Below are 23,666 nucleotides of genomic sequence, written 5' to 3'. Positions count from 1 at the left end.
GAACACGACGCGGGCGCCGGACCCGCGCTGGGTATCCTATCGGTGCTGCTCGACGAACTCCCGCAGGCCCGCGGCGGAGTCGGCGTCGATCGGGTCGGTCCCCCACCTGAACGCCGGGAGGTCGGCCGCGCCGACGCCGCTGTCGCGTCCGAGGGCTCGGTCGGAGGTCGCCTGATTGCGCCGCCGTCGCGACCGCGCGGCCTCGACGACCGCGTCGCCGTCGACGCCGACTTCGGCGGCGAGGTCGCCGAGGAGGTCGAACGAGTAGTCGGGAGCCGCCGCGACGAGCCCCTCGTGGAAGCTCCACGCGTCCTCGCGGGTGCCGCGGGCGCGCACCTCGAACAGCGCACACGGGAGGAGCATCGACCACTCGTCGACGGGCACGGGGTACATCAACAGCGTGGGCCGGAACGCGTCCTCCGCGAGGAGGTCCGAGAGCTTCGGGAACTCCTCGCGCCACCACCGGATCGACGGTCGGTGGGCGTAGTCGAAGTAGATCGCGACGAGCGTGTTCCCGCCGGCGTAGATCTGCCCGACCCCGGCGTACGGCGTTCGGGTCCCCTCTCGAAAGCTGAACGTCTCGGTCGGTGCGGCCGTCGTGACCTCCTCGGTCTGCCACCCGCCCGGCGGGTCCTCGTCTGTGTCGTCGAGCCACCCGAGACAGCCCGAGACTCCCGCGAGACCGGTCGTCGCGGTCGCGGCGATGATCTGCCTCCGCGTAGGCGTGGTGTGGCGGTCGCGCCGGGTCATTCGTCGTCGTCCCCTCCGTCCTCGGGAAGCGGGTCGGCGTCACAGAGAGCCATGGTCACGTAGGCGTGACCGTTCTCGGCGACGTATATGCCGACGCCGATCGTCGTCATGTCCGAGTCGATCATCGCCGTGTTGTGTGGCGGCGATTCGATGAAGTTGATCAGAAACTGCTCGGCAAGTTGTTCTTCGGTCCGTGTACCGTTCGTTTTCCAGATAGTGCCACTGATGTTCTCCCACCCACCACCACAAGCGTAATCGCTCTCTTGCAGCCGGTCGGTGTACGTCTGGTTATCCGGGTTCGTGTGGGAGAAGAAGTCCCGTTTCACCATGTCGTAGGAGTGGTGACGTGCGATGCGAGCGAGACGGGGATCAGCTATTAGACCACCGACATTATTCGAATCACGATGGTCATCGACTTTTTTCTTCAGCAGCCTTTCAGCTAAGGTTACATTAATATCGTCTCTGGTAGTCTTGTTATCCAGAGGCTCCGGGGTGTTCACCTCGCTGTCAGGTTGCTTGTGTGCGTACTCGGGAGGGTCTGAGCCCCCGTTAAGTGGAGGGGCTTCTGTCTGGTCATCAGTATTCAGCTCGGTCGATTGTGTCCCACTCGGTGAGAGACAGCCTGTTACGAGCGAGAGGACGGCGAGTCCCAACAGTAGTTTTCGTCTCATCTCTGTCCTCCGTGAGCAGTTCTCTCAACCATATATTTCGATGAGCTCAATTGAAATCTAATCTCTTGTGCGTTTAATAATTGTCGGTCGCTAGCACATCACCTCGTCGTGGTGGCTCTCCTCGGAGCCGCACCGAACTTCGACGACCCGGAGGGTCCCCGCGATGTACGACCCGGACCGTGGCTCCTCGAGCGCGTATCGTTCCTCGACTTCGCCGCTGTCTTTCTCCCACAGCCACTCGACCCACGGTTCGGTCTCTGCAAAGGTCTTCAGCGTAACCGTTCGCGTTTCCTCGCCCGCGTACTTGTGGTAGGTCACCGTCTTCGTCCGCTCCACCTCTGTTTTGTACTGGTACTCGGTATCGTAGTACGTCCGGCCATCGTGATCGTGGCCGGTGTACCACGTCTCCGTATCGTAGTCCCACTCGTCGCACTTCTTCGAGAACCCACCGAACGGACCCACGTCGAGATCCCAGTTACTGCACGACCGGGTCGTCCGTCGGTGTTTCTGACGGTCGTGATCGTGGCCGTCACCGATCACCACGCGATCCGTTCGGACTTGCCCGGTGTACGTCCAACCCGCCCGGTCGAACTTGCTGTCGTACCACTCGTATCTGTCCTCGTAGTAGACCTGCGTCTCGGTGTGGACGTCGCGTTCGACCAGCGTCCACTCGTCGCCCGATCCGTCGGGGTCGCTCTTCTCGATGCGAGTGATCCGTCGTGTGCGTTCCTCGTGAGTTGTGGCGTTCAGTTTCCAACTCCCATCGAGCATCGCCAACCGCCCGGAATCTTGCGGGAACGTGACGGTCCGACCGGTGTAGGTTCTCCCGGAGTCGTGAATGGTGACTCTTCTCCAGTCAGCATTAGAGGGCAGATCCTCTGAAACCACTTGGTCCGTCTTCCCAGATCGGACGTCGTACCAGTACTCGACATACGTCCGCGGTCTGACCGTGACGGTCGCCGTTCCGATCGCTTCACCCTCGGATCCCTGCGTCGAGATCAGCCTGACGGTGTACGTACCCGGATCATCGTAGGTGTGTGGGATAGCGACGTTCGTCTTCCCGGGAGTTCCGGCCCCCCTCAGTCGACGTGCCGTCGCCGAAGACCAGTCGGTAGTTCTGGTAGGCTCCCACGGTGAACACGACCTCCTGCCCCGGTTCGACACGCACGTTCGACTTGGGGGGGCCCGTCGCGGGACGCCCTCGCGGAGAACACGACGTCGTCGTGGGACTGCACCGAATGCACCCGGCTCACCCACTTCTGTTTGTCCCGCTGTCCGTCCGCGTCCACGACACGCACCGTGACCTCTCTGGAGACCATCCCGCCGGTCTCCGAGACGAACGTGTGTTCGATGCCGGTCGTCTCGCTCCCGCGGAACCGACCGAGCGACTCGGTGTACCCCGACTCGACCGAGTCGTTGACCGTCCACCTCGCTCGAACCAACTTCGATTCGTTGTGAGAGACGGACGCCGCGAACTCGTAGGTCGCGTGTTCGATCGTATCCGCGTCACCCGTCCGCGTCGGAGCGTCGTGAACGTATCCCCACCTGATCTTCGAGAGCTGTGGTACACCCTGGGTGTCTTCCGCATCCTCCGAGTTCTCCACTTCGGTCTCTTTCACCGCGATCACGGTGTTCCCCTCGTCGTCTGTCACGATCGCACGGACCTCGACAGTTTCACCCAGTTCACCCTCGATCCCGACGTGATTGACGAACCGATCGTTCACGCGCTCCAACTGGTTCTGCGATGGATCCCACGAGATCGTCAAGTTGCCGCCGTCGGGGTCGTAGGCCTCCAGCGTGTACTCCTGCGTGGTCCCGACCGGTGCGGTGTCGGGGCCGGCGATATCGACCACCGGCGGTCCCTCGTCGTACACCTCAACGGTCTTCGTCGCGACCGCGGTCGCGCCGTCGTCGTCGGTCACGACACCGCGGAGCGTCACCGTCGTCGGAGTCGTCCACGCGAGGTCGATCGAAGGCCCGGTAGCCGTGCGTCCCGGCCACTCCCACCGGACGATCCGACCATCGGGGTCCGACCCGGCGAGCGCGTACGTCACCGACTGGTTCGTCGCGACCCGGTCGGGCCCGACGATCCGCACGCTGGGCTGCTGGTTGGCCGGATCGATGGTCGGCTCCCGCCCGGACGGACCGCCTTCGGCGCGTACCTCCACCGTCTTCCGGAACGTCCGGGTCGCGCCGTCGTCGTCCGTCGCCCGGACGGAGAACGCGAACGTCTCCCCCGGCGGGATGTCGACGGTCTTGGTCACCTCGGCGCCCGACTGGCCGTCCGACCACGCGTACGAGACGACGTCGCCGTCGGGGTCGTACACGTCGGCCGTGAACGTCGTGGGCTCTCCCGAGGTGACCGTATCCGGGCCCGCGATCCCGCCGGTCGGCGGTTCGTTCGCGTGCGGCGGGGACTCGTTCGCCGGCGCGTCGGCGGGGTCGGACCCCGACCGCGAGGACACCTCGACGTACAGGGTGTCGTTCCGCGTCACCCCGTGGTCGTCCGTGACCGTCAGCGTGACCGCGTAGCGTCCGACGGACTCCGGCACGAACGTCGTGGAGACCGCGTCGGGGTCGTCCGGGTCGATCGTGTCGCCGGTCGGGGTCTCGATGGCCCACCGGTACGATTCGATCTCGCCGTCCGGATCGAGCGAGCCACCGCCGTCGAGCCACACGGTCGCCCCACGTTCGACCGTCTGGTCGAGCCCGGCGTCGGCGAGCGGCGGGTCGTTCTCCGGACCGGGGTGACCGGCGACGGGAGTCGTGACCGCCGAGACGAGCAGGACCACTACGAGGGCGAGCGACGCGATGCGCATCCGTTGGGGTGGCTGATTCTTTTTGCACTATAAACTTAGCGTATGCAATTGCGGAACCAACGTTCCCACACCCCTTCGGCACGACGGCTACCCGTCGGTCACGGTCGAAGCAGTTCGCGTCGACCCGGGCTCCCCGCCTCGCATCCGCGCGAGCGCGGCCGCGGTGCCGCGGACCGCTCGGTCGGTGTCCGGGCCACACTCCCGTCGCTCGACGGCACGACGGTCCGGGAGCCGTGGACCGCACTCGCGACGGCCACCGCCGCTCGACCGCCCCAACCGCCCCGCGAACGCCGCAACCGCGTCCGGATACTCGGATGACATGAGTGGGGCGTCCGGCCGATGTGTGTTAAATGTACTCACGGGCGGTCTTGTCGTCGGATCGCCAGGATCGGTCGGTACGGCCGCGACCGCGCGGATCCCGAAACCCTCACGATCGTCCCTTTGCGAACCTATAGCAAGGCATTTCACTCGGGCAATTCAACCTTCGTATACTGCCCATCGGAGGGCCGATCAGTACCTATGTCAGACGACGAACTCATCTGGCGGATCGCTGGCGGGTCCGGGGACGGCATCGCCTCGACCAGTCAGAACTTCGCCAAGGCCCTGATGCGATCGGGGCTCCACGTTTTCACGCATCGTCACTACCCCTCGCGGATCCGCGGCGGCCACACGTACGTCGAAGTACGTGCCTCCGCCGACCCGGTCAAGTCCCGCGGCGACGGCTACAACTTCCTGCTGGCGCTGGGCGACTCGTTCGCCCGGAACCCGCAGGAGGAGGCCTACTACGGGAACGAGGAGGTCAAACCGCTGGCGGAGAACCTCGACGAACTCCGCGAGGGCGGGGTCATCGTGTACGACTCCGGCCTGCTCGACCCCGCCGAGATCCCCGACTTCGAGGAGCGCGTCGAGGAGAACGACTGGCACGTGTACGACATGGACCTGCGCTCGCTCGCCCGCGAGCAGGGGCGCGAGGTCATGCGCAACACCGCCGGCGTCGGCGTCACCTGCGCCATCACCGGCATTCCGCTGGAGGCCATCGAGGAGCTGATGCGCGACGCGATGCCCGAGAAGATCCTCGAGCCGAACATCGAGATCATGCAGACGGCGTACGACCTCGTGAACGAGGAGTACGACGTCGACGCCCCCGACGTGTCCGTCCCGACGGGCGAACACGACGAGGAGCAGGTCCTGATGTCCGGCTCCGACGCCATCGCCTACGGCGCCATCGACGAGGGGTGCCGCTTCATCGCGGGCTACCCCATGACGCCGTGGACCGAGGTGTTCACCATCATGAGCCAGAACCTGCCCGAGCTGGGCGGGATCTCCGAGCAGGTCGAAGACGAGATCGCCGCGGCCGCGCTCGCCATCGGCGCCTCCCACATGGGCGTCAAGGCCATGTCCGGCTCCTCCGGCGGCGGGTTCGCCCTGATGGGCGAGCCGCTCGGTCTCGCGGAGATGACCGAGACGCCGCTCGTGTTGATCGAGGCGATGCGCGCGGGTCCCTCGACGGGGATGCCGACGAAGCCCGAGCAGGCCGACCTCGAGCACGTCCTGTACACGTCGCAGGGCGACTCCCAGCGCGTCGTCCTCGCGCCCGGCACCGTCGCCGAGGCGTACGAGGCGTCGCGGCGGGCGTTCCAGCTCGCCTACGAGTACCAGATCCCGACGATGATCGTCTACGACCAGAAGCTGTCGGGAGAACTCACGAACGTCCCGGCCTCGCACTTCGACCGCGAGCCCAACCCGGACATCGGGATGACGCTCACCGAGGAGGAGCTGGCCGAGCAGCCCCACACGGGCGACGGCAAGTTCCACCGCTTCCAGCACGACGGCGAGGACGGCGTCTCGCCGCGCTCGGTGCCCGGCCAGAAGGGCGGGCGCTTCCTCGCGACCGGCAACGAGCACAACCCGGCGGGCCACATCAGCGAGGACCCCGACAACCGGGTCGCGCAGATGGACCGCCGCGAGCGCAAGCTCGACGCGATCCGCGCCGACCTCGACGACGACGGCCTGCTCGTCGAGCACGGCCCCGAGGACGCCGACTACGGCATCCTCACGTTCGGTTCCCAGCAGGGGACCGTCGAGGAGGCCGTCGACCGCCTCAACGACGACGGCACGTCGGTGAAGGCGCTGACGGTCGCCGAGCTGGCGCCGTACCCGACCGAGGCGGTACGCGTGTTCCTCGACTCCGTCGACGAGGCGCTCGTCGTCGAGATGAACGCGTCGGCCCAGTTCCGCGGGCTGACCCAGAAGGAACTCGGCACGCACGGGGAGATGCTCTCCTCGCTGCTGAAGTACAACGGGAACCCCTTCGAGCCGCGAGAGATCGTCGAGGGGTTCACCACGAACGTCGTCGAGGACGGGGAGCTCCCCGGCAACGAGACGAAGTTCGTCCCCGCGGCAGGTGACTAACAATGAGCGCATTCAGTGCCATCGGTGAGGAACGCGAGATCGACCGCAACGAGTACACCCCCGAGATCGAGCCCCAGCCCACGTGGTGTCCCGGCTGTGGCGACTTCGGCGTCCTGAAGGCGCTGAAGGGCGCGCTGCCCGAGGTCGGCCGCACGCCCGAGGAGACGCTGCTCGTGACGGGGATCGGCTGTTCGGGCAAGCTGAACAGCTACCTCGACAGCTACGGGTTCCACACGATCCACGGCCGTTCGCTGCCCGTCGCCCGGGCGGCGAAGCTCGCCAACCCCGGCGTCGAGGTCGTCGCCGCGGGCGGTGACGGCGACGGCTACGGCATCGGCGGGAACCACTTCATGCACACCGCCCGGGAGAACCACGACATGACGTACGTCGTGTTCAACAACGAGATCTTCGGCCTCACGAAGGGCCAGACCTCGCCCACCTCCCCGAAGGGCCACAAGTCGAAGACCCAGCCCCACGGCTCGGCGAAGTCGCCGATCCGCCCGCTGTCGCTGTCGCTCACCTCGGGCGCGTCGTTCGTCGCCCGCACGGCGGCCGTCAACCCGAACCAGGCCCAGCGCATCCTGAAGGAGGCGATGGAGCACGACGGGTTCGCGCACATCGACTTCCTGACCCAGTGCCCGACGTGGAACAAGGACGCCAAGCAGTACGTCCCGTACACGGACATCAACGAGTCGGACGACTACGACTTCGACCCGACGAACCGCGCCGACGCCCAGGAGCTGATGCGCGAGACGGAGGACAAGCTGTACGAGGGCGAGGTGCTCACCGGCGTCTACTACCGCGACGACGAGCGCCCCTCCTACCAGCAGGAGAAACAGCAGATCGGCGAGATGCCCGACGAGCCCCTCGCCGAGCGCTACTTCGACGACGACTACGAGTGGGAGCGCTCGTACGACTCGTTCATCGACAAGCACAAGTGAGCCGCCCGGCGGCGTCGGCGCCCCGAACGGCCCGCACACGGCCGTAGCGGGCGTCCCTCGCCGCGACTCACCTGCCGACAAACCCGTTTTTCTCTTCGCAAGGTATTTTTTCTGTCGCGCGAAACGATTCGGCAATGAGTACCTCCTCTACGGCCGATCGCATCCTCGAAGCGCTCGAGGAGGATGCGCAGGCCTCCTACGCGGAGATCGCCGACCGCGCCGGCGTCTCCAAGCCGACGGTGCGCAAGTACATCAACCAACTCGAGGACGAGGGCGTGATCGTCGGCTACTCGGCGCAGGTCGACCCCAAGAAGCTCTCGGGGCAGACGATCGCGCTGGTGGGCATCGACGTGGACAGCGAGCGCTACGTCGAGGCGACGCGGGCGCTGAAGGAACTGGACGCCGTGGAGTCGCTGTACTCCTCGTCGGGCGACCACATGTTCATGGCCGAGGTGCGGGCGGCCGACGGCGACGAACTCGGCGACGTGATCTCCGAGGCGATCGGCGGCGTCGACGGCGTGACGGCCGCACACCCGTCGGTGCTCCAGGAACGGCTGAAGTAGCGGCCCGCGGCCGCGAACCCGCCGACGCGGCGGGCGGCTTCACTTCCGCCGCGGGTGGCGAAGCTTTTGGAGGATCGGGGTCCCACCGCTCACCATGGAGGAGACGCTCCCCGGCGCGCCGACGGACGACCGCGGGGAGCGCGTGATCCTGCACGTCGACATGGACTGTTTCTACGCCTCCTGCGAGCGGCTGAAGGAGCCGGCGCTCGCGGGCGAGGCGGTCGTCGTGGGGATGGGGTACGAGCCGGGCGACGACATCGGCGCCGTCGCGACCGCCAGCTACGAGGCCCGCGCGTTCGGCGTCGAGTCGGCCCAACCGATCTCGCGGGCCCTCGAGCGGCTCCCGCGGGCGGCCGACGCCGACCCGGCCGACCCCGACGCACCCGACCCGGCGGAGGCCGGCCACTACCGGCCGGTCGACATGGCGTTCTACAAGTCGGTCGCGGCGGAGGTGAAGGCGGTCCTGCACGACGTGGCCGACACGGTGCGGGAGGTGAGCATCGACGAGGCGTACCTCGACGTGACCGACCGCACGTCGTGGGAGACGGTCGGCGACGGCGACGAGGGCGACCGCACCCTCGCGGAGGGGTTCGCGCGGTACGTGCGCGAGCGCATCGAGCGGGAGGCGGGCGTCCCCGCGAGCGTCGGCGTCGCGCCGAACATGGCGACCGCGAAGGTCGCCTCCGACCACGACAAGCCCGAGGGGCTCACGGTCGTCCCGCCCGGCACCGTCGCCGACTTCCTCGCGCCGCTCCCGGTCTCGGACATCCACGGCGTCGGGCCCGTCACCGCGAGCGACCTCGCGGACGCGGGGATCGAGACCGCCGGCGACCTCGCGGCGGCCGACCCCGCCGACCTCGAGGCCCGCTTCGGGTCGCGCGGCCGCGAGTTCCACGACCGCGCGAACGGCCGCGACGACCGCGAGGTGACGCCGACCGGGCGCCCGAAGTCGTTGTCGCGCGAGTCGGCCGGCCGGACGGACGACGCCGAGGCCCAACGGGAGAAGGTCCGCGCGCTCGCGGCCGACGTCGCCGAGCGCGCCCGCTCGCGCGACGCCATGTACCGCACCATCGGCGTGAAGGTGGTGCGGCCGCCGTACGACGTGAACACGCGCGCCGAGTCGCTGTCGGGTCCGGTCGACGACCCCGACCTCGTCGAGACGGTGGCGCTGGACCTGCTCGCGGAGTTCGCGGGGGAGACGGTGAGGAAACTCGGCGTGCGCGTGTCGAACCTCTCCTTTGCCGCCGAGGAGCAGGCGACCCTCGAGGGGTACGAGGGGGCCGCGACCGCCGACGCGAGCGGGGGGGCCGCCGACGCCGAGGCCGGCGACGACGAGTCGGCGTCGGCGGTGAGCCGCCGGACGATGTCCGGCGACGCGACGCTCGACGAGTGGGCCGACGAGGGCGACGCGGACGCGACGCGCGAGCGCCGGGGGCGGCGGCGACGCGGACAGGTCGACCTCGGGGAGTTCGAGTGAGCCGGCCGGGCGGGGACCGTCGCGGCCGCCTCAGCCGTCGTCCGGGTCGGCGCCGGGGCGACGGACGGGGACGAGCGCGTGGATCCGGTCGGCGTGTCGCATCAGCACCGTGCCGAGCACGCTGGTCACGAGGACGTAGCCGACGGTGAACGCGGGGATCGTCTCCCGGAGCGCCGGGGTCGTGCCGGCCGTGGCGAGGAACGCCGCGATGACCAGCGAGAACTCCCCCCGGGGAGCCAACGCACAGCCGACCCGGACCGCGCGACGGCGGTCCAGTCCGTACGCGAGCCCGGCGAGCGAGCCGCTCACCAGTTGGCCGGAGACGGTGACGACCGTGGCGACCGCGACGATCCCCGCCGTCGCGGTCAACAGCCGCGGGTCGGTCGCCAGGCCGATCGCGAGGAAGAACACCGCCGCGAACAGGTCGCGCACCGGCGCGAGCAGCCGTTCGATCCGGGCGGCGTGGTGGGTGCGCCCGAAGGCGGTGCCGACGACGAACGCCGCGACCGCCTCGCTCACCCCGACCGCGAGCCCGGCGCCGGCGACGGCCGCCCCGAGGCCGACGACGCCGAGCGAGAACAGCTCGCCCGAGTCGCCGTCGAACGCGCGTTCGAGCAGCCCCGCGCCGTAGTACGCCGCCGCGACGAGCACGAGCAGGAACGCCAACGACCTGCCGACGGACGCCACCGCGCCGGAGACGTCCGCCCCGCGCACGAGGAACACCGACAGCACCGCGAACCCCAGCGCCGTCAGCACGTCCTCGACGACGAGGACGCCGAGCACCACGTGGCTCTCCGGATCGGCGATCCACCCCAGGTCCGTGAGCGACTTCGCGACGATCACCGTGGAGGAGTTGAACACGATCAGGCCGACGAACGCCGCCTCCAGCCACGAGAAGCCGAGCGCGAGGCCGACGCCGACACCCAGCGGGAGGCTGATGCCCACGTCGGCGACGCTCGCGCGGAGGAACCGGTCCCGTTCGGCGAACAGGTGGTCGAGACCGAGCTCCAGCCCGACGAAGAACAGCAACAGGACGACGCCGAGGTCGGCCAACAGCCGCAGCGAGTCGGGCGTCGCGAGCAGGGTCAGCGGCGTCGCGCCGACCGTCGGTGCCGCCGGCCCGACGAGGATCCCCACGAGGATGTAGGCGGCGATGACCGAGTGGCCGAGCCGGCGCGCGATCCCGCCGGCGACGGCCAGCGCGACGAGCGCGACGCCGACCGTCAACAGGGGTGGAAGGGCGACCACGTGCGGGAGACTACCCCGCGAGGAGCCGGTCGAGCGCGTCGTAGGCCTCCTCGGTCCCAACGACGACGAGCGTGTCGCCCGCCCGGATCGCGGTGTCCGGGTCGGGGTTCGAGAGGAGGTCGTCGCCGCGGCGGATCGCGAGGATCGACGCGCCGGTCCTGCTCCGGATCCCCGTCTCCCGGATCGTCGCGTCCGCGACCGGCGACCCGGCGTCGATCCCGACCGAACGGATCGGCGCCTCCTCGAAGGCGTCGTCGAGGTCGGCCGCGACGGGGGGAGAAGTAGCTCCCCTCGAACAGTTCGCCGATCGTGCGCGCCTGCGACTCGGTGAGTTCGAACAGCGGCTCGCTGTCGCCGTCGGCCTCCCCCCCCGCCAGTAGGTTCGGCGCCGCCCGTCGTTGCGATGGACGATGACGAACTGGCCGCCGTCGGGGAACTTCGCGGTGTACCGCCGGCCCACCCCTGGAAGTTCGGTCTCGAATACCCGCATCGTCCGGCGGTTCACGCGCCCCCCCACATTGCTGTTCGGATACGGCGCCCTCGCCGCGTCGGCTCCCGGCGGAGACGGCGGCGAGCGCGGCCGCGGGTCGCCCCGCGGCGTCTGACGCGCGTCCGACCGGACGGCTGGAGTTAAGCCGGGGCGGGCGTCAGGGTGGGGTAATGAGCGACGAGACCATCACCGTCGCGGACGTGAGCGACGGCGTCGGCGGCGAGTCGGGTCTTTCGCCGGGAACGCCGATCTCGCTGCCGGTGGTCGAGATCCTGACGGGGCGCGGCTTCATCACGGGCAAGTCCGGCAGCGGGAAGTCCAACACCGCCTCCGTCGTCATCGAGAAGCTCCTCGCGAACAGCTTTCCGGTGCTCATCGTCGACTCCGACGGCGAGTACTACGGGCTGAAAGAGGAGTTCGAGATCCTCCACGTCGGCGCCGACGAGGAGTGCGACATCCAAGTGTCGGCCGAGCACGCGGGGAAGATCGCCTCGCTCGCGCTCGAAGAGAACGTCCCGATCATCCTCGACGTGTCGGGCTACCTCGACGAGGACGAGGCCTCCGAGCTGATCCGCGAGACCGCGCGCCAACTGTTCGCCAAGGAGAAGAAGCTGAAGAAGCCGTTCCTCATGCTCGTCGAGGAGTGCCACGAGTACATCCCCGAGGGCGCGGGGATGGACAAGACCGGCAAGACCCTCATCAAGATCGGCAAGCGCGGGCGCAAACACGGCCTCGGCATCGTCGGCATCTCCCAGCGCCCCGCGGACGTGAAGAAGGACTTCATTACCCAGTGCGACTGGCTCTGCTGGCACCGGCTCACCTGGGACAACGACACGAAGGTCGTCTCCCGGATCCTCGGCAGCGAGTACGGCGAGGCCATCGAGGACATGGACGACGGCGAGGCGTTCCTGATGACCGACTGGGCCGAGTCGATCAGGCGGGTCCAGTTCCGCCGCAAGACGACGTTCGACGCGGGCGCCACGCCCGGCCTCGACGACTTCGAGCGCCCCGACCTGAAGTCCGTCTCGGGCGACCTCGTCTCCGAGCTGAAGACGATCACCGACGAGCGCGAGCGCACGGAGTCGGAGCTGGCGGACCTCCGGCAGGAGTTGGACAAGAAGAACCAGCGCATCACCCAACTCGAACGGGAACTGGAGGAGGCGCGGGACATGTCGAACATGGCGGACAAGTTCGCGCAGGCGCTGCTCCAGAAGGCCGAGGCGCCGTACCGCGGCGGCACGGGCCGGAACCGCAGCCGGGACGCCGCCGGGACGGGCGGGCCGCCGGCGGACGGCTCCGCCCCCGAGCCCCGACGACGCGACGGGGACGACGCGTTCGGCAGCCCGGTGAACGACGACCAGTCGGAGCTACACGACTACGAGGAGCCCGGCGCCGCCGCGGACGCGACGGCCGACGCGGACGGCGCGACCCACGACGCCGGCGACGGCCGCGAGGGGGCCGCGGTGGCGGCGACGAACGGGACGTCGGCCGCCGCGGGCGACGCCGCCGACGGTGGGGCGAGCGACGGCCGCGTCGCCGACGCCGTCCCGCCGACCGACGGCGTCGACATCTCGCCGGCCCGGTCGCGGTCGGGGTTCGACGAGGCCGACGGCGCGGCCGCGTTCGTCGACGGGGACGAACTGCGCCACCGCGAGGCGGTCGTCGCGGGGTTCGTCCGGGCGGTGGAGTCGCTGGAGGACGTGACCCGCGGGATGCTCGCGGCGTACCGCGCGGCGGGGCGGTCGACGCCGTTCGCGGCCCACCGGTCGGCGAACGGCTCGGGCGACCGGACGTACGCGTACGCCCGCAACAAGGTGCTCCGCCGGGCGGGGTTCGTCGAACACCGCAGCGGGGGCGAGTACGCCTACACCCTGCCGGACCTCGTGCGCCGGGTGTACGGCGACCACGCCGACGAACAGGAGCTCGTGGAGGTGGTCGCCGAGATCGAGGCGGCCGCCGGCCTCGACCCGGACCTGTCGCCGTGACGCTGAAACTGCCGCCCAGCGGCGACGACCGCTGGCGGCTCGCCCCGCACGCACGGGTCATCGTGTACGAGACCCGCGACGGCAACGAGCTGCTCACCGTGTACGACTGCGGCGCCGCGCAGGCGCCCCCGTCGGCACAGGTGATCGGAAACCTCGTGCGCGTGAGCGCGGCGCACGAACTGGAGCGCGGCCCGACCGGCTACGTCGTCAGCATGCGCGAGGAGGCCGACCTCGTCCGTCAAGACGAGGCCCACTACCTCATCGAGGCGGTCGACGGGGACGGCGACGACGCTGTGGAGAGCGACGAGTCGGAGTAACGACGAAACCGGATCCCGGCGGTCGGTGCCGGTTCAGGCGCGCTTGACGAGTTCCTCGAGGTCGAGGTGGCCGGCGCCGTGGTAGCGTTCGCCCTCCTCGGGCATCGACGCGGTCTCTTGGATGAGTCCCTCCACCTCGTCGGGAGTGGCGTCGGGACGCAGCGACTTCACGAGCGCGACCGCGCCCGCGACCTGCGGCGCGGCCATCGAGGTGCCGGCTTTCCAGCCGTAGCCGGGGACGACGTTCCCGTCGTCGTCGGTCGTGTTGATCGTCGAGAACACGAGGTCGTTGTACGCCTTCAAGTTCTCCTCGACGACGATCTCCTCGTAGTCGTAGTTGCCGCCCGCGGCGCTCACGTCGACGGCGCCGCCGTAGTTCGTGTACACGGCGGGCTGGGTCGTCGGCTCCTCGAGGCGGTTCCCGGACAGCCACTTCTCCTCGTTGTCGTCCTGTTCGTCGCCCCAACTGAAGCCGATGGGGCCGGTGGCGGCGACGCCGAACACGTCGTCGGCCTCGGTCGGGAGGCTGAGCTGGTTCGGAGCGTCCATGTCGAGCGAGGCGTTGCCGGCGGAGTTGACGATGACCGTCCCCTGCGAGCGGACCGTCGTCGCCACCTGACTGATGATCTGCTCCAGTTGGAGCAGGCCCGGGTACTCCTCGGTGTCCGAGACGGTGTAGCCGACGCTGTAGTTGATCGCGTCACAGCCGATCTCGGCGGCGTACTCCCACGCGGCGAGGCCGTCGCCGAAGTAACCTTCGAGTCCGGAGAACATCCGCAGCGAGACGATCTCGGTGTCGGGCGCCGTGCCGAGAACGCCGCCGTCGGGGCCGTCGTTGCTGTTCGTCGCGGCGATCGTGCCGGCGACGTGGGTGCCGTGGTTGCCGGCCCCGTTGGGCCGCCAGTCGAACGGGTCGGTCGTGAAGTTCCGCGAGAGGTCGTCGTCGACGACGTCCGCGAGGTCGGGGTGGCCGTCGTAGACGCCGGAGTCGACGACGGCGACGCGCGTCCCCTCGCCGGTGGTCACGTCGTGCACCGTCTTCCCGTTGCCGGGCTTGTCCGTCAGGTCGTTGCTGAGGTTCTGGACGCGTTTGTCCCACTGATACTCCGAGTTGTTCGCGGGGCCGTCGTGGTTGTGGCTGTTGCCCTCGCCGGCGGCGGTCGGGCCGTCGGCCGCGACGACGGCGCCGGTCCGGTCGTCGCTCAGGTCGAACGCGATGTCCGGCACCGTCGCGGCGCTCGTCCCGACCGTCGTCTCGTCGCCGCGCGCGACGAGGACGTCCGACTGCGAGAGGTCGTGGACGATCTCCACGTCGTCGGGGATCTCGCTCCGGGAGACCTCGCGGAGGTTGACGAGGAACCGCTCGTCGGCCGCGCTCGCACTCACCTGCCCCGCACCGAGACCCACACCGACTGCGGCCGCCCCGATCCCCTTGAGGACGCCCCGTCTGCTATGTTTTGACATTGCGTATCTACACGAAGAATAGTGTGTAATAATACTACCGTGAATCGAAAAGAACCGTTCAGGGACCTATTCGTCGTGGCCGACGCAACAGGTGTCACCGATCCACACGTCGGGGAAACCCTCATCACGGAGCACGGACACCGGACGCCCATGGAGCCCAGTTCTCCGTCCCGCTGACCGGCGCGTCGGCGAGGACGCGTCGCTCGGCACGGCGGGGGTCTCGCCCCCGAGAAGACCGACCGACGAGCGACCGACCGCGCGTTCGCCATCGTCGGGACTCCCCTCCCGACGCCGGCGGGCCCGCGGTCACGACACACAGTGAACGTACGAAATAGACTGACGGACGGACGGGCGGTGGTCGCCGCCCGCGACGCAGACGACACGCCCGACACGACCGAGATCCGACGCCTCGCGGCGGCGGCCGGCTACGACGTCGTCGGGGAACTGACGCAACGGCGCGCCGAGGACCGCCGGTACAACCTCGGCGCGGGCAAGGCCCGGGACCTGGCCGACGTCGTCGCCGACGCGGACGCCGACGCGGTGGTGTTCGACGGCGAACTCTCTCCGGGGCAGTACGCGGACCTGTTGACGCTGCTCCCGGCGGGGACGACGCTGGTGGACCGCTACCGGCTCGTGTTGGAGATCTTCGTCGCGGGCGCCGGCTCGACCGCCGCCCGCACGCAGGCGGAGCTGGCGACGCTGCGGTACGAACTCCCCCGGCTCGAACGGGCGGAGGGGGAGTCGGCGCTGAACCGGGCGTTCTTCGAGAAGGGGTCGCCCGTGCTCGACGCCGAGCGCCGCATCGACGCGCTAGAGGCGAAGCTCGACGGGATCACCGACGCCGCGGCCGACCGCCGCGAGCGGCGCCGCGCGGAGGGGTTCGACCTCGTCGCGCTGGCGGGCTACACGAACGCGGGGAAGTCGACGCTGCTCCGGCGGCTCGCCGACGACATGGCCGTGGCGCCGCCGTCGGCCGAGGGGCACGCGGACCTCGCCGAAGCGGCGACCGCCGAGGACCGCCTGTTCGAGACGCTGGAGACGACCACCCGGCGGGCGACGCTGGACGGCCGGCGGGTGCTGTGTACCGACACCGTCGGGCTGGTCGCGGACCTCCCCCACGACCTCGTGCGCTCGTTCTCGGCGACGCTCGACGAGATCGCCGCCGCGGACGCGGTGCTGGCGGTCGTGGACGCCAGCGCCGACGAGGACCGCCTGCGCCGCCGGCTGGAGACGACGGTGGAGGTGCTGGCGGCCGACGCGACGGGGCCGGTGATCCCCGTCGTGAACAAGGTCGACCGTCTCGACGACGACGGACGGGCGGCGGCGCTCGCGGCCGTCGCCGACGTGCTCGCCGGGGGCGACGTCGACACCCGCGAGCCCGTGGCGGTCAGCGCGCTCGACGGCGCGGGCCTCGACCGCCTCCGGTCGGCGCTGGTCGACGCGCTTCCCGGCGCGACGGCCTCCTTCGCCGTCCCGAACTCCGGCGCGGCGCAGGCGTTCCTCTCGTGGCTCCACGAACACGGCGACGCCGACGCGACGTACGGCGCCGACGCCGTCGCCGTCGAGTTCGCCGGCAAGCCGTCGGTCGTCGAGGAGGCGCGGCGACGCGCCGACGCCCTCGGCGACGCCTGCGGGGAGTAGCCGCCGCGGGCCGAAGGCACATCCGCGTCGAGCGCCACCCCTCGGTATGGACGCGACGCTCGAGCTCCCGACGGGCGAGACGGTCGGCACCGACGAGGTGTTCTGCTTCAACGGCTACCCGTACCGCTTCCGCCCGCTCGACCACGAGGAGTACGCGTTCGCCCTCTCGCCGCTCGTGTGGGGCGGCGGCGACATGGACGTCCCCTTCGCGGACCGCGCGGAACTCCGCGAGCAGTGGGGCCCGGAGTCGCGGGGCGTGCTCGCCGACGAGGAGTGGCGCGACTGGCTCGTCGAGGCGCGCGCGGACGACCGCTTCGGCGACGAGGAACTCGACGCCGTCGAGCGCGAGCTGTTCGGCGACGACGGCGGCGACGGCGTCGTCGGACGCCTGCGGCGCGTGCTCGGCGTGTGACGACCCGCGGGGCTACCGCTCGCGCATGGGCACGTCGCAGTCGAGACACACCTCCATCCCGGCGATCCAGTTCACCTCCGAGCGCTCGCACTCCGGACAGACGTACACCGCGTTGTTGTGCTCCGTCGTCCCCCGCGGGGGCGCGAGGAACCCGGTGTCGGCGACGGTTTCGGCGATCCGCGGCACCCGCGAGCGCTTGAACCGCGCGCGGTGGGCGAGGTACTCGCCCGAGCCGGGGTCCGAGCCGTGGAGGTCGTCCCAGTCGAACCCGTGGGTCGTGTTGCGGGCCGCCTGCTGGGGGCCGAGCCGGACGGCCTCGAAGAGCGGCTCGGTCGCGCGCGACAGCGGCTCGGGCTCGTCCGCCGCGCGGTACAGCCGACGGCGCGGTCGTACGCGTCGGCGCCGTCGTCGCCGAGCCCGCCAGCGGCGCCGAAGTCGCCCATCGCCTCGAAGCAACAGGCGCGCTCCGCGGCCGAGTCGAGGACGCCCGCGTAGTCGGCGGCGACGGCGTTCCCCTCGCGGGCGCGCAGGCGGGCCCGGCGGTCGGCCCCGGCGGCGCGGTAGGCGAACGCCGCGAGCAGGAGGTAGCGGAGCCCGTACCCCCGTAGCTCGCGTCCTCGCCGAGGACGGCGCGGTCGTGGCCCTCGGCCTCGCGGCCCGCGAGGACGCCGCGGGCGACGAGACTGTACAGGTCGCCCGCGCGGGCGGGGTCGCGGTCGACGAGCGCGCGCACGGCCTCGTCGCGGCGGGCCGTCGGGTCGGTGTCGGTCATCGGCGCGGGTACGGGCCGCACGGCCGTGAATCCGCGGGCCGCGGCCGGGGCACGACCCGGGTCGGGGGCGGCGTCGACGGGGCCGCCGCCCGGTGTGAGCACGCTTAAGAAGCGTCCACTACTGCGTTCCCGCATGAACACGCGCGACCTCTCGGCGAACGCGCCGTACGTCCCCGGCCGCGGCGTCGAGGAGGTGGCCCGCGAGTTGGGCGTCGACCCCGACGAGTTGGTGAAGCTCTCCTCGAACGAGAACCCGTTCGGCCCGTCGCCGAAGGCCGTCGCGGCCGCGAAGGCGGCCGCCGAGGACGCCCACGTCTACCCGAAGGCCGCCCACACGGACCTCACCGAGAAACTGGCCGCCAAGTGGGACCTGTCCCCCGAACAGGTGTGGGTGAGTCCCGGCGCGGACGGCGCGCTCGACTACCTCGCCCGCGCGACGCTCGCGCCCGGCGACACCGTGTTGGTGCCCGAACCGGGGTTCGCCTACTACCCGATGAGCGCCCGGTACCACCACGGCGAGGTGGCGACGTACCCCGTCGAGAAGGCCGACGGCTTCGCGCAGACGGCCGACCGGATCCTCGACGCCTACGACGGCGAGCGGGTCGTGTACGTCACGTCCCCGCACAACCCCGCCGGCACCGAACTGCCGCGCGAGGAACTCGTCGCGCTGCTGGACGGCGTCGACGAGGAGACGCTCGTCGTCGCCGACGAGGCGTACGGCGAGTACACCGACACGCCCTCCGCCGCCGGCCTCCTCGACGAGTACGAGAACGTCGCCGTCACGCGCACCTTCTCGAAGGCGTACGGGCTCGCCGGCCTCCGCATCGGCTACGCGCTCGTCCCCGAGGCGTGGGGCGACGCGTACGCCCGGGTGAACACGCCGTTCGCGGCCAACGCCGTCGCGCTCGACGCGGCCATCGCCGCCCTCGACGACGACGAACACGTCGAGCGGAGCGTCGAGACCGCCGCGTGGGCGCGCGACTACATCGCGGCCGAACTCGACGCGCCCACCTTCGACAGCGCGGGCAACTTCGTGCTCGCGGAAGTCGGCGACGGCGCGGCCGTCGCCGAGCGCGCGCAAGCGCGCGGCGTCATCGTCCGCGACACCGGCTCGTTCGGGCTGCCCGAGTGCGTTCGGATCTCGTGCGGGACGGAGGCGGAGACGCGGACCGCCGTCGAGACGCTCAACGAGGTGCTCGCTGAGCTGGGGCTCGGGGCCGAAGCGTGACCGACGCGAGCGACGCCGCCGGCGCCGTCGACACCGACGCCCCGGACGGCGCCGCCGACCGCCTCGTCGTCACCGGGACGCCGGGGACGGGGAAGACGACCGCGACCGACATGCTCGCCGCCGAGCGGGGCGTCGAGGTCGTCCACCTGAACGACCTGATCCGCGAGGAGGGGCTGTACACCGAGCGCGACGCCGAGCGCGACTCGCTCGTCGCCGACCTCGACGCCGTCGCGGCCCACCTCGGCGACTGGACCGGGGTCGTCGACTCCCACCTCGCACACCACCTCGACGCGGACCGCGTCGCCGTGTTGCGGTGTCGGCCGGACGTGCTGGAGGAGCGACTGCTCGAGCGCGGCGAGGGCGAGACGAGCGCCCGTGAGAACCGCGAGAGCGAGGCGCTGGACGTGATCCTCGGCGAGGCGGTCGAGCGGTTCGGCGCCGAGCGCGTGTACGAGATCGACACGACCGAGCGCGACCCCGAGCGCGTCGCCGCCGAACTCGGCCGCGTCCTCGACGGCGACCGCGCGCCGTCGGCCGGCGAGGTCGACTTCGTGGAGTACCTATGACGCTCGACCAGTTCAGACCGTGGGCGGAGAAGGGACTGTCGCCGTTCGTGCGGGCGGCCGACGCGGTCGGCCTCTCCCCGGACGGCGTGAGCGTGATCGCGTTCGCCTGTGCGGTCGCCGCCGGCGTCGCGTTCGGTCTCCAGCCGCCGTCGGCGGCGCCGCTCGCGTACGTCGCGGGGTCGGTGCTGGTGTTCCTGAACGGCTGGCTCGACCTCGTCGACGGCGCGCTGGCGCGGGCACAGGGGACCGACTCCTCCGGCGGCGACCTGCTCGATCACGTGCTCGACCGCTACGCCGACATCGCGGTGTTGGTCGGGCTCGCGGCCGGGATCGGCCGGTTCGGGATCGGCCTCGCGGCGGTGACGGGCGTGTTGATGACTTCGTACCTCGGGACGCAGATCCAGGCGGTCGGGATCGGGCGCGAGTACGGCGGCCTGCTCGGGCGCGCCGACCGCCTCGCGCTCGTCGGCGTCGTCGGCGTCGTCGCCGCGGTCGTCCCCGGGCCGCTCGTGGCCGGCTTCGGCGCCGTGGCGATCCTGTTGGTCGTGTTCGCGGTCGTCGGCCACTTCACCGCGCTCCAGCGGTTCTGGGGCGCGTGGACGTCGTTGGAGTGACCCGCGGCCGCCCGGTCGCTGCGTCGGGCGGCGATCCCGGCTTGTGAACTAACCAACGCTTTTGTTCCCGCACTCGTATGAGGGAGCTATGACCGGTACGGCCGACGCGACCGGGGCCGACGACGGACTCCCGCGGGGCCGGGAGTCGACGCTCTCGGCGGCGCTCGCCGAACTCGAGGACGGCTGTTGCGTGTTGGTGACGGGCGACGCGCCCGACGCGGCCTACCGGGTCGCCGCGTCGCGCTACTTCGGCGAACCGGACCGTCGCCGGCAACGCCTGCTCGCGCTCACCGAGGCCGGGGCCTCGCCGACACCGTGGCTCCCGGAGGGGGCCGACCCGAGCGCCGACGACGAGACGACGGTCGTCCGCCTCGACGGCTCGGTCCGCGACCCGGCGGCCGTCTCGGAGCTGTCCCACACGAACGGGGAGGCGCCGACAGCGACGGACTCGCCCGACCGCCTCGACCTCGACGGCGGCTCCCCCGACGCGTCGTGGGACGCCGAGGCCGTCGCCGCCGCCGTGTTCGAGGCGATGGACGCGGTAGCCGTGGAGGATCCGGGACGGCTCGCGCTCCGGGTCGGCCTCTACCGCGCGGACGCGCTGTGTGCGACGGTCGGTACCGAGCCCGCGCGGGACCTCCTCCGGTCGATCGCCGGGGAGACACGCGACCGCGGCGGGATGGCCCACCTCCACCTCCCCCGGCCGGCGTCCGGCGACCCCCGAGCGGACCCCGTCGTCGACGACACGGCCGACGCCCTCGGCGACGAACTCGACGTGATCGTCGAGCTCCGCTCGCGGGACGGGTCGCCCGTCCCCGAGGAGCGCTGGCACATCCTCGAGTGGGGCGCCACCGAGTGGAACCCCCTCCGGTGACCGCATGACCGACCGAGAGCGACCGTCGGCGCCGAGAGCGGACGGCCTCGGGAGCGGTGTCGACGCCGACGTGGTCGAGGGGGCGACCGAGGACCCGGACGGCGTCGCGACCGAAGCGCCGGTGACACTCGTCGCCGCGGCCCGCGGGGCGCCCGGCGCGTTCGAGATCGTCGACTCGATCGAGGAGGTCCGGCTCCCCGTCGCCGTGGAGACGGACGGGACCGTCGCGCGACCGCCGCGGGTGCGTGCCGAGCGGGTCGCCGCCGCCGACCGGTTCGCCGCCCCGGTCGACGCCTGTTGGCGGATCGACGCCACGGCGGTCGTCCCGCTGTGTACGGCCGACGTGTACGTGCGCGACGCCGACAACCGCGTCGTGGCGACGGCGACGGCGGAGGCGCCCGCCCGCGTGCCGGCGGGGCCCCACGTGCTCGAGCTGTCGACCGCCCCGCTGAAGACGTACGTCGCGCTCGAGGGCCCGGGACGGGTGTCCTACGAGAACCAGTACCCGCGGGTGTCCGTCGCCGGAGGCGGGCTGGTCGTCGGCGCGCGGTCGCGACGGACGACCCCGGCGGGGACGGTCACCGTCCCCGAGACGCCCGCCGGCGTCGCCCGGGCGATCTCGACGTTCGGGTCGGCGTTGGCGACGACCTCGCCCGAGCGGTCGTTCCCGACGCTCCGCGGGCACCCGCCGCTGTTCGAGCGCGGCGAGACGTTCGAGACGCCGCGCTTCGTCGAGCGCGTCGACACGGACGTCGCCCTCGGGCTCCCGTTCGAGTACGACGCGCTGTACGCCGCGGCGCCGCTCGCGTTCTACCTCGCGGCGACGGTCGTCGAGAGCGACGCGCCGTACCTCCGGACGGGGGACGTGCGTCACGACCTCCCGAGCGAACCGGACGCGCTCGCGTCGACGCTCGGGGAGCTCCTGCGGCACTGTTTCACCCTCGACTGTGCGACGCGCGCGTGCTCGGTCGGGCTGTACGACGTCGACCTCGACGTCCACGAGACCCTGACCGAACGCCTCGACCCCCCGTGGGAGGCGTGGTACGAGGCCTCGCTGGCCGAGCGGACGGCGGCGTACCTCGAGGTGCCGACCGCGGCGACGCTCGACTGTCTCGAGTGGCCGTACACGACGGACGTGACGCCGGCGGACGAGAACGCGAGCGTCCTCCCGTTCCTCGCGGCGGACCTCTCGGTGGTCCGGTCGCCGCCGCCGCGGCCCGAGTCGGAGGCGGCCGGCGTCGGTCAACTGGACGACTTCGTGCGCGCGTCGAGCGCCGCCGTCGAGGCGGCGACGCTGACGCGGAGCGCGAGCGACGGCGACCCGCCCGGGCTCGCGACCGACGCGGTGCCCGCCTCCCTGCTCAGGGGGTCGACGCAGAACGACGGCGACGACTCCGAGACCGTCGTGACGCCGGTGCCCGCCGACAGCATCGCCCAGTCGTGGGTCGGGCCGGGCTACCCGATGGGCGCGGCCAAACCCACCGTCGAGGCGTACCGCCGCCGCCTCGACCGCACGCCGGCGGAGGACCTCACCATCGGCGTCACCGTCGTCTGCAACGACGAGGCGATGGTCGAGGAGTTGGGCGACACGTACGGCTTTCGCGACCACGTCACCTTCGACATCCGCGAGGAACGCGACCTGACGGTCGCCGAGTTGCGCGCCCTCCTGAGCGACGACCACGACTTCTTCCACTACGTGGGCCACGTCGACGAGCGGGGGATGCAGTGTGCCGACGGCTTCCTCGACCTCCGGGACCTCGCGGAGACCGGCGTCGACGCGTTCCTGCTCAACGCCTGCACGTCGTACCGGCAGGGGATGGCGCTCGTCGAGGCGGGCGCGCTCGGGGGCGTCGTCTCGCTGACGGACCTCCCCAACTCGCTGGCGACGCGGGTGGGGCGGGACCTCGCGCGGCTGTTCGACGCCGGCTTCCCGCTGTACGCGGCGTTGGACGTGGTCGGGACGGGACCGTTCGCCGGGAACGCGTACAGCATCGTCGGCGACCCGCTGGTGCAGTTGTGTCAGTGCACTACTGCCGTCGCGTATGTGCTGAACGTGGAGGATATTGACCTTGATTCGGATTCAGTCGATTTAGTGCCGCAATGGTATCCAACGCTGCGGCACGGGCTTGGAGGAATGAGTCGACCGATCATCCGTGGTGTCGATATGCGTTGGATCGGCACAGGTAGAGGTGATACTATCGAGACAAACACTTCCGCCTTGGTTGACTGTTCGAAAATGGGACGCTTCCCGATCCGGGTCGGGCGAGAATTGATCTGGAATATCGACATCTCCGATCAATCCCTTTCCACGATAGAGAATCAGTTGACGACGTGATTACGGGCCGGATACGTGTGCGTTCCCCGCAACTGCTGTTGAAACACCACTACTCAGCAACAGCACGAGCGTGAACAGCGCGCCCAT

Annotated in this window: 22 protein-coding genes; 13 read left to right on the top strand and 9 right to left on the bottom strand. The window is 70.6% G+C overall.

The window, feature by feature from the left end; genetic code table 11:
* Window positions 1-36: 36 nt before the first annotated feature.
* The 4 genes from P0R35_RS02775 to P0R35_RS02760 all read right to left on the bottom strand — a co-directional run bounded on the left by P0R35_RS02775 (window position 37) and on the right by P0R35_RS02760 (window position 4,240).
* Entirely contained in the window at window positions 37-750 is a 714-nt protein-coding gene (locus P0R35_RS02775) for a DsbA family protein (protein ID WP_284013723.1), read from the bottom strand.
* Window positions 747-1,421: a CAP domain-containing protein gene (locus P0R35_RS02770; RefSeq protein WP_284013722.1), complete on the bottom strand. Its 675-nt coding sequence runs from the start codon at window positions 1,419-1,421 to the stop codon at window positions 747-749. The genes P0R35_RS02775 and P0R35_RS02770 overlap by 4 nt, the downstream gene beginning before the upstream one ends.
* A gap of 90 nt (window positions 1,422-1,511) precedes the next feature.
* Window positions 1,512-2,309, bottom strand: coding sequence for a hypothetical protein (locus P0R35_RS02765; RefSeq protein WP_284013721.1), 798 nt, complete (start codon window positions 2,307-2,309; stop codon window positions 1,512-1,514).
* A gap of 191 nt (window positions 2,310-2,500) precedes the next feature.
* Complete coding sequence (locus P0R35_RS02760; RefSeq protein ID WP_284013720.1) at window positions 2,501-4,240, bottom strand: PKD domain-containing protein; 1,740 nt, start codon at window positions 4,238-4,240, stop codon at window positions 2,501-2,503.
* A gap of 519 nt (window positions 4,241-4,759) precedes the next feature.
* Here P0R35_RS02760 and P0R35_RS02755 point away from each other — a divergent pair.
* From P0R35_RS02755 to P0R35_RS02740, 4 genes are all read left to right on the top strand, one after another.
* Window positions 4,760-6,652 (top strand): 2-oxoacid:acceptor oxidoreductase subunit alpha, encoded by a 1,893-nt coding sequence (locus tag P0R35_RS02755; protein WP_284013719.1) that lies wholly within the window; start codon window positions 4,760-4,762, stop codon window positions 6,650-6,652.
* A 2-nt stretch (window positions 6,653-6,654) separates the two neighbouring features.
* Entirely contained in the window at window positions 6,655-7,593 is a 939-nt protein-coding gene (locus tag P0R35_RS02750; RefSeq protein WP_284013718.1) for a thiamine pyrophosphate-dependent enzyme, read from the top strand.
* 134 nt (window positions 7,594-7,727) lie between these two features.
* Window positions 7,728-8,156 (top strand): HTH-type transcriptional regulator LrpA1, encoded by a 429-nt coding sequence (gene lrpA1 / locus P0R35_RS02745; RefSeq protein ID WP_284013717.1) that lies wholly within the window; start codon window positions 7,728-7,730, stop codon window positions 8,154-8,156.
* 94 nt (window positions 8,157-8,250) lie between these two features.
* Complete coding sequence (locus P0R35_RS02740; RefSeq protein WP_284013716.1) at window positions 8,251-9,633, top strand: DNA polymerase Y family protein; 1,383 nt, start codon at window positions 8,251-8,253, stop codon at window positions 9,631-9,633.
* 30 nt (window positions 9,634-9,663) lie between these two features.
* Here P0R35_RS02740 and P0R35_RS02735 read toward each other — a convergent pair whose 3' ends face one another.
* Both P0R35_RS02735 and P0R35_RS02730 read right to left on the bottom strand, forming a co-directional pair.
* On the bottom strand, window positions 9,664-10,881 hold the full coding sequence (locus tag P0R35_RS02735; RefSeq protein ID WP_284013715.1) for a cation:proton antiporter: 1,218 nt from the start codon (window positions 10,879-10,881) through the stop codon (window positions 9,664-9,666).
* A gap of 10 nt (window positions 10,882-10,891) precedes the next feature.
* Window positions 10,892-11,371: a cation:proton antiporter regulatory subunit gene (locus tag P0R35_RS02730; RefSeq protein ID WP_284013714.1), complete on the bottom strand. Its 480-nt coding sequence runs from the start codon at window positions 11,369-11,371 to the stop codon at window positions 10,892-10,894.
* A gap of 170 nt (window positions 11,372-11,541) precedes the next feature.
* Here P0R35_RS02730 and P0R35_RS02725 point away from each other — a divergent pair, with 170 nt between their 5' ends.
* Together P0R35_RS02725 and P0R35_RS02720 are read left to right on the top strand one after the other, a co-directional pair.
* Window positions 11,542-13,356: a helicase HerA domain-containing protein gene (locus P0R35_RS02725; RefSeq protein WP_284013713.1), complete on the top strand. Its 1,815-nt coding sequence runs from the start codon at window positions 11,542-11,544 to the stop codon at window positions 13,354-13,356.
* Window positions 13,353-13,673 (top strand): hypothetical protein, encoded by a 321-nt coding sequence (locus tag P0R35_RS02720; RefSeq protein WP_284013712.1) that lies wholly within the window; start codon window positions 13,353-13,355, stop codon window positions 13,671-13,673. The genes P0R35_RS02725 and P0R35_RS02720 overlap by 4 nt, the downstream gene beginning before the upstream one ends.
* Before the next feature lie 33 nt (window positions 13,674-13,706).
* Here the strand turns inward: P0R35_RS02720 and P0R35_RS02715 are convergent, their stop codons facing one another.
* Complete coding sequence (locus P0R35_RS02715; RefSeq protein ID WP_345782757.1) at window positions 13,707-15,137, bottom strand: S8 family peptidase; 1,431 nt, start codon at window positions 15,135-15,137, stop codon at window positions 13,707-13,709.
* A gap of 318 nt (window positions 15,138-15,455) precedes the next feature.
* Here P0R35_RS02715 and hflX point away from each other — a divergent pair, with 318 nt between their 5' ends.
* Both hflX and P0R35_RS02705 read left to right on the top strand, forming a co-directional pair.
* A complete protein-coding gene (gene hflX, locus P0R35_RS02710; protein ID WP_284013710.1) occupies window positions 15,456-16,778 on the top strand; it encodes a GTPase HflX in 1,323 nt (440 codons plus the stop codon).
* A 46-nt stretch (window positions 16,779-16,824) separates the two neighbouring features.
* Entirely contained in the window at window positions 16,825-17,190 is a 366-nt protein-coding gene (locus tag P0R35_RS02705; RefSeq protein ID WP_284013709.1) for a hypothetical protein, read from the top strand.
* 12 nt (window positions 17,191-17,202) lie between these two features.
* On the opposite strand, the gene P0R35_RS02700 is transcribed toward P0R35_RS02705, so the two are convergent.
* On the bottom strand, window positions 17,203-17,646 hold the full coding sequence (locus P0R35_RS02700; RefSeq protein ID WP_284013708.1) for a hypothetical protein: 444 nt from the start codon (window positions 17,644-17,646) through the stop codon (window positions 17,203-17,205).
* Between the two features lie 449 nt (window positions 17,647-18,095).
* Here P0R35_RS02700 and hisC point away from each other — a divergent pair, with 449 nt between their 5' ends.
* The 5 genes from hisC to P0R35_RS02675 all read left to right on the top strand — a co-directional run bounded on the left by hisC (window position 18,096) and on the right by P0R35_RS02675 (window position 23,579).
* A complete protein-coding gene (gene hisC / locus P0R35_RS02695) occupies window positions 18,096-19,190 on the top strand; it encodes a histidinol-phosphate transaminase (RefSeq protein ID WP_284013707.1) in 1,095 nt (364 codons plus the stop codon).
* A 110-nt stretch (window positions 19,191-19,300) separates the two neighbouring features.
* Window positions 19,301-19,756, top strand: a complete 456-nt coding sequence (locus tag P0R35_RS02690) for an adenylate kinase family protein (protein WP_284014684.1) — start codon at window positions 19,301-19,303, stop codon at window positions 19,754-19,756.
* Entirely contained in the window at window positions 19,753-20,370 is a 618-nt protein-coding gene (locus P0R35_RS02685; protein WP_284013706.1) for a CDP-alcohol phosphatidyltransferase family protein, read from the top strand. The genes P0R35_RS02690 and P0R35_RS02685 overlap by 4 nt, the downstream gene beginning before the upstream one ends.
* An 88-nt stretch (window positions 20,371-20,458) precedes the next feature.
* Window positions 20,459-21,244 (top strand): DUF7504 family protein, encoded by a 786-nt coding sequence (locus P0R35_RS02680; RefSeq protein ID WP_284013705.1) that lies wholly within the window; start codon window positions 20,459-20,461, stop codon window positions 21,242-21,244.
* A 4-nt stretch (window positions 21,245-21,248) separates the two neighbouring features.
* Window positions 21,249-23,579 (top strand): caspase family protein, encoded by a 2,331-nt coding sequence (locus tag P0R35_RS02675; protein WP_284013704.1) that lies wholly within the window; start codon window positions 21,249-21,251, stop codon window positions 23,577-23,579.
* Here P0R35_RS02675 and P0R35_RS16545 read toward each other — a convergent pair whose 3' ends face one another.
* Entirely contained in the window at window positions 23,580-23,666 is an 87-nt protein-coding gene (locus tag P0R35_RS16545) for a hypothetical protein (RefSeq protein ID WP_432765056.1), read from the bottom strand.

This window comes from Halobaculum litoreum (assembly GCF_030127125.1).
GTDB lineage: Archaea > Halobacteriota > Halobacteria > Halobacteriales > Haloferacaceae > Halobaculum > Halobaculum litoreum.
Note: the sequence above shows the minus strand (reverse complement) of the source record. Positions and strands in the feature narration are given on the sequence as shown.

What these genes read in the sequence shown, in the direction of transcription:
- P0R35_RS02775 (WP_284013723.1), bottom strand. Translation starts at nt 750, where the DNA reads ATGACCCGGCGCGACCGCCACACCACGCCTACGCGGAGGCAGATCATC.
- P0R35_RS02770 (WP_284013722.1), bottom strand. Translation starts at nt 1,421, where the DNA reads ATGAGACGAAAACTACTGTTGGGACTCGCCGTCCTCTCGCTCGTAACA.
- P0R35_RS02760 (WP_284013720.1), bottom strand. Translation starts at nt 4,240, where the DNA reads ATGCGCATCGCGTCGCTCGCCCTCGTAGTGGTCCTGCTCGTCTCGGCG.
- P0R35_RS02755 (WP_284013719.1), top strand. Translation starts at nt 4,760, where the DNA reads ATGTCAGACGACGAACTCATCTGGCGGATCGCTGGCGGGTCCGGGGAC.
- P0R35_RS02750 (WP_284013718.1), top strand. Translation starts at nt 6,655, where the DNA reads ATGAGCGCATTCAGTGCCATCGGTGAGGAACGCGAGATCGACCGCAAC.
- lrpA1 (WP_284013717.1), top strand. Translation starts at nt 7,728, where the DNA reads ATGAGTACCTCCTCTACGGCCGATCGCATCCTCGAAGCGCTCGAGGAG.
- P0R35_RS02740 (WP_284013716.1), top strand. Translation starts at nt 8,251, where the DNA reads ATGGAGGAGACGCTCCCCGGCGCGCCGACGGACGACCGCGGGGAGCGC.
- P0R35_RS02730 (WP_284013714.1), bottom strand. Translation starts at nt 11,371, where the DNA reads ATGCGGGTATTCGAGACCGAACTTCCAGGGGTGGGCCGGCGGTACACC.
- P0R35_RS02725 (WP_284013713.1), top strand. Translation starts at nt 11,542, where the DNA reads ATGAGCGACGAGACCATCACCGTCGCGGACGTGAGCGACGGCGTCGGC.
- P0R35_RS02715 (WP_345782757.1), bottom strand. Translation starts at nt 15,137, where the DNA reads ATGTCAAAACATAGCAGACGGGGCGTCCTCAAGGGGATCGGGGCGGCC.
- P0R35_RS02705 (WP_284013709.1), top strand. Translation starts at nt 16,825, where the DNA reads ATGGACGCGACGCTCGAGCTCCCGACGGGCGAGACGGTCGGCACCGAC.
- hisC (WP_284013707.1), top strand. Translation starts at nt 18,096, where the DNA reads ATGAACACGCGCGACCTCTCGGCGAACGCGCCGTACGTCCCCGGCCGC.
- P0R35_RS02690 (WP_284014684.1), top strand. Translation starts at nt 19,301, where the DNA reads ATGCTCGCCGCCGAGCGGGGCGTCGAGGTCGTCCACCTGAACGACCTG.
- P0R35_RS02685 (WP_284013706.1), top strand. Translation starts at nt 19,753, where the DNA reads ATGACGCTCGACCAGTTCAGACCGTGGGCGGAGAAGGGACTGTCGCCG.
- P0R35_RS02680 (WP_284013705.1), top strand. Translation starts at nt 20,459, where the DNA reads ATGACCGGTACGGCCGACGCGACCGGGGCCGACGACGGACTCCCGCGG.
- P0R35_RS02675 (WP_284013704.1), top strand. Translation starts at nt 21,249, where the DNA reads ATGACCGACCGAGAGCGACCGTCGGCGCCGAGAGCGGACGGCCTCGGG.
- P0R35_RS16545 (WP_432765056.1), bottom strand. Translation starts at nt 23,666, where the DNA reads ATGGGCGCGCTGTTCACGCTCGTGCTGTTGCTGAGTAGTGGTGTTTCA.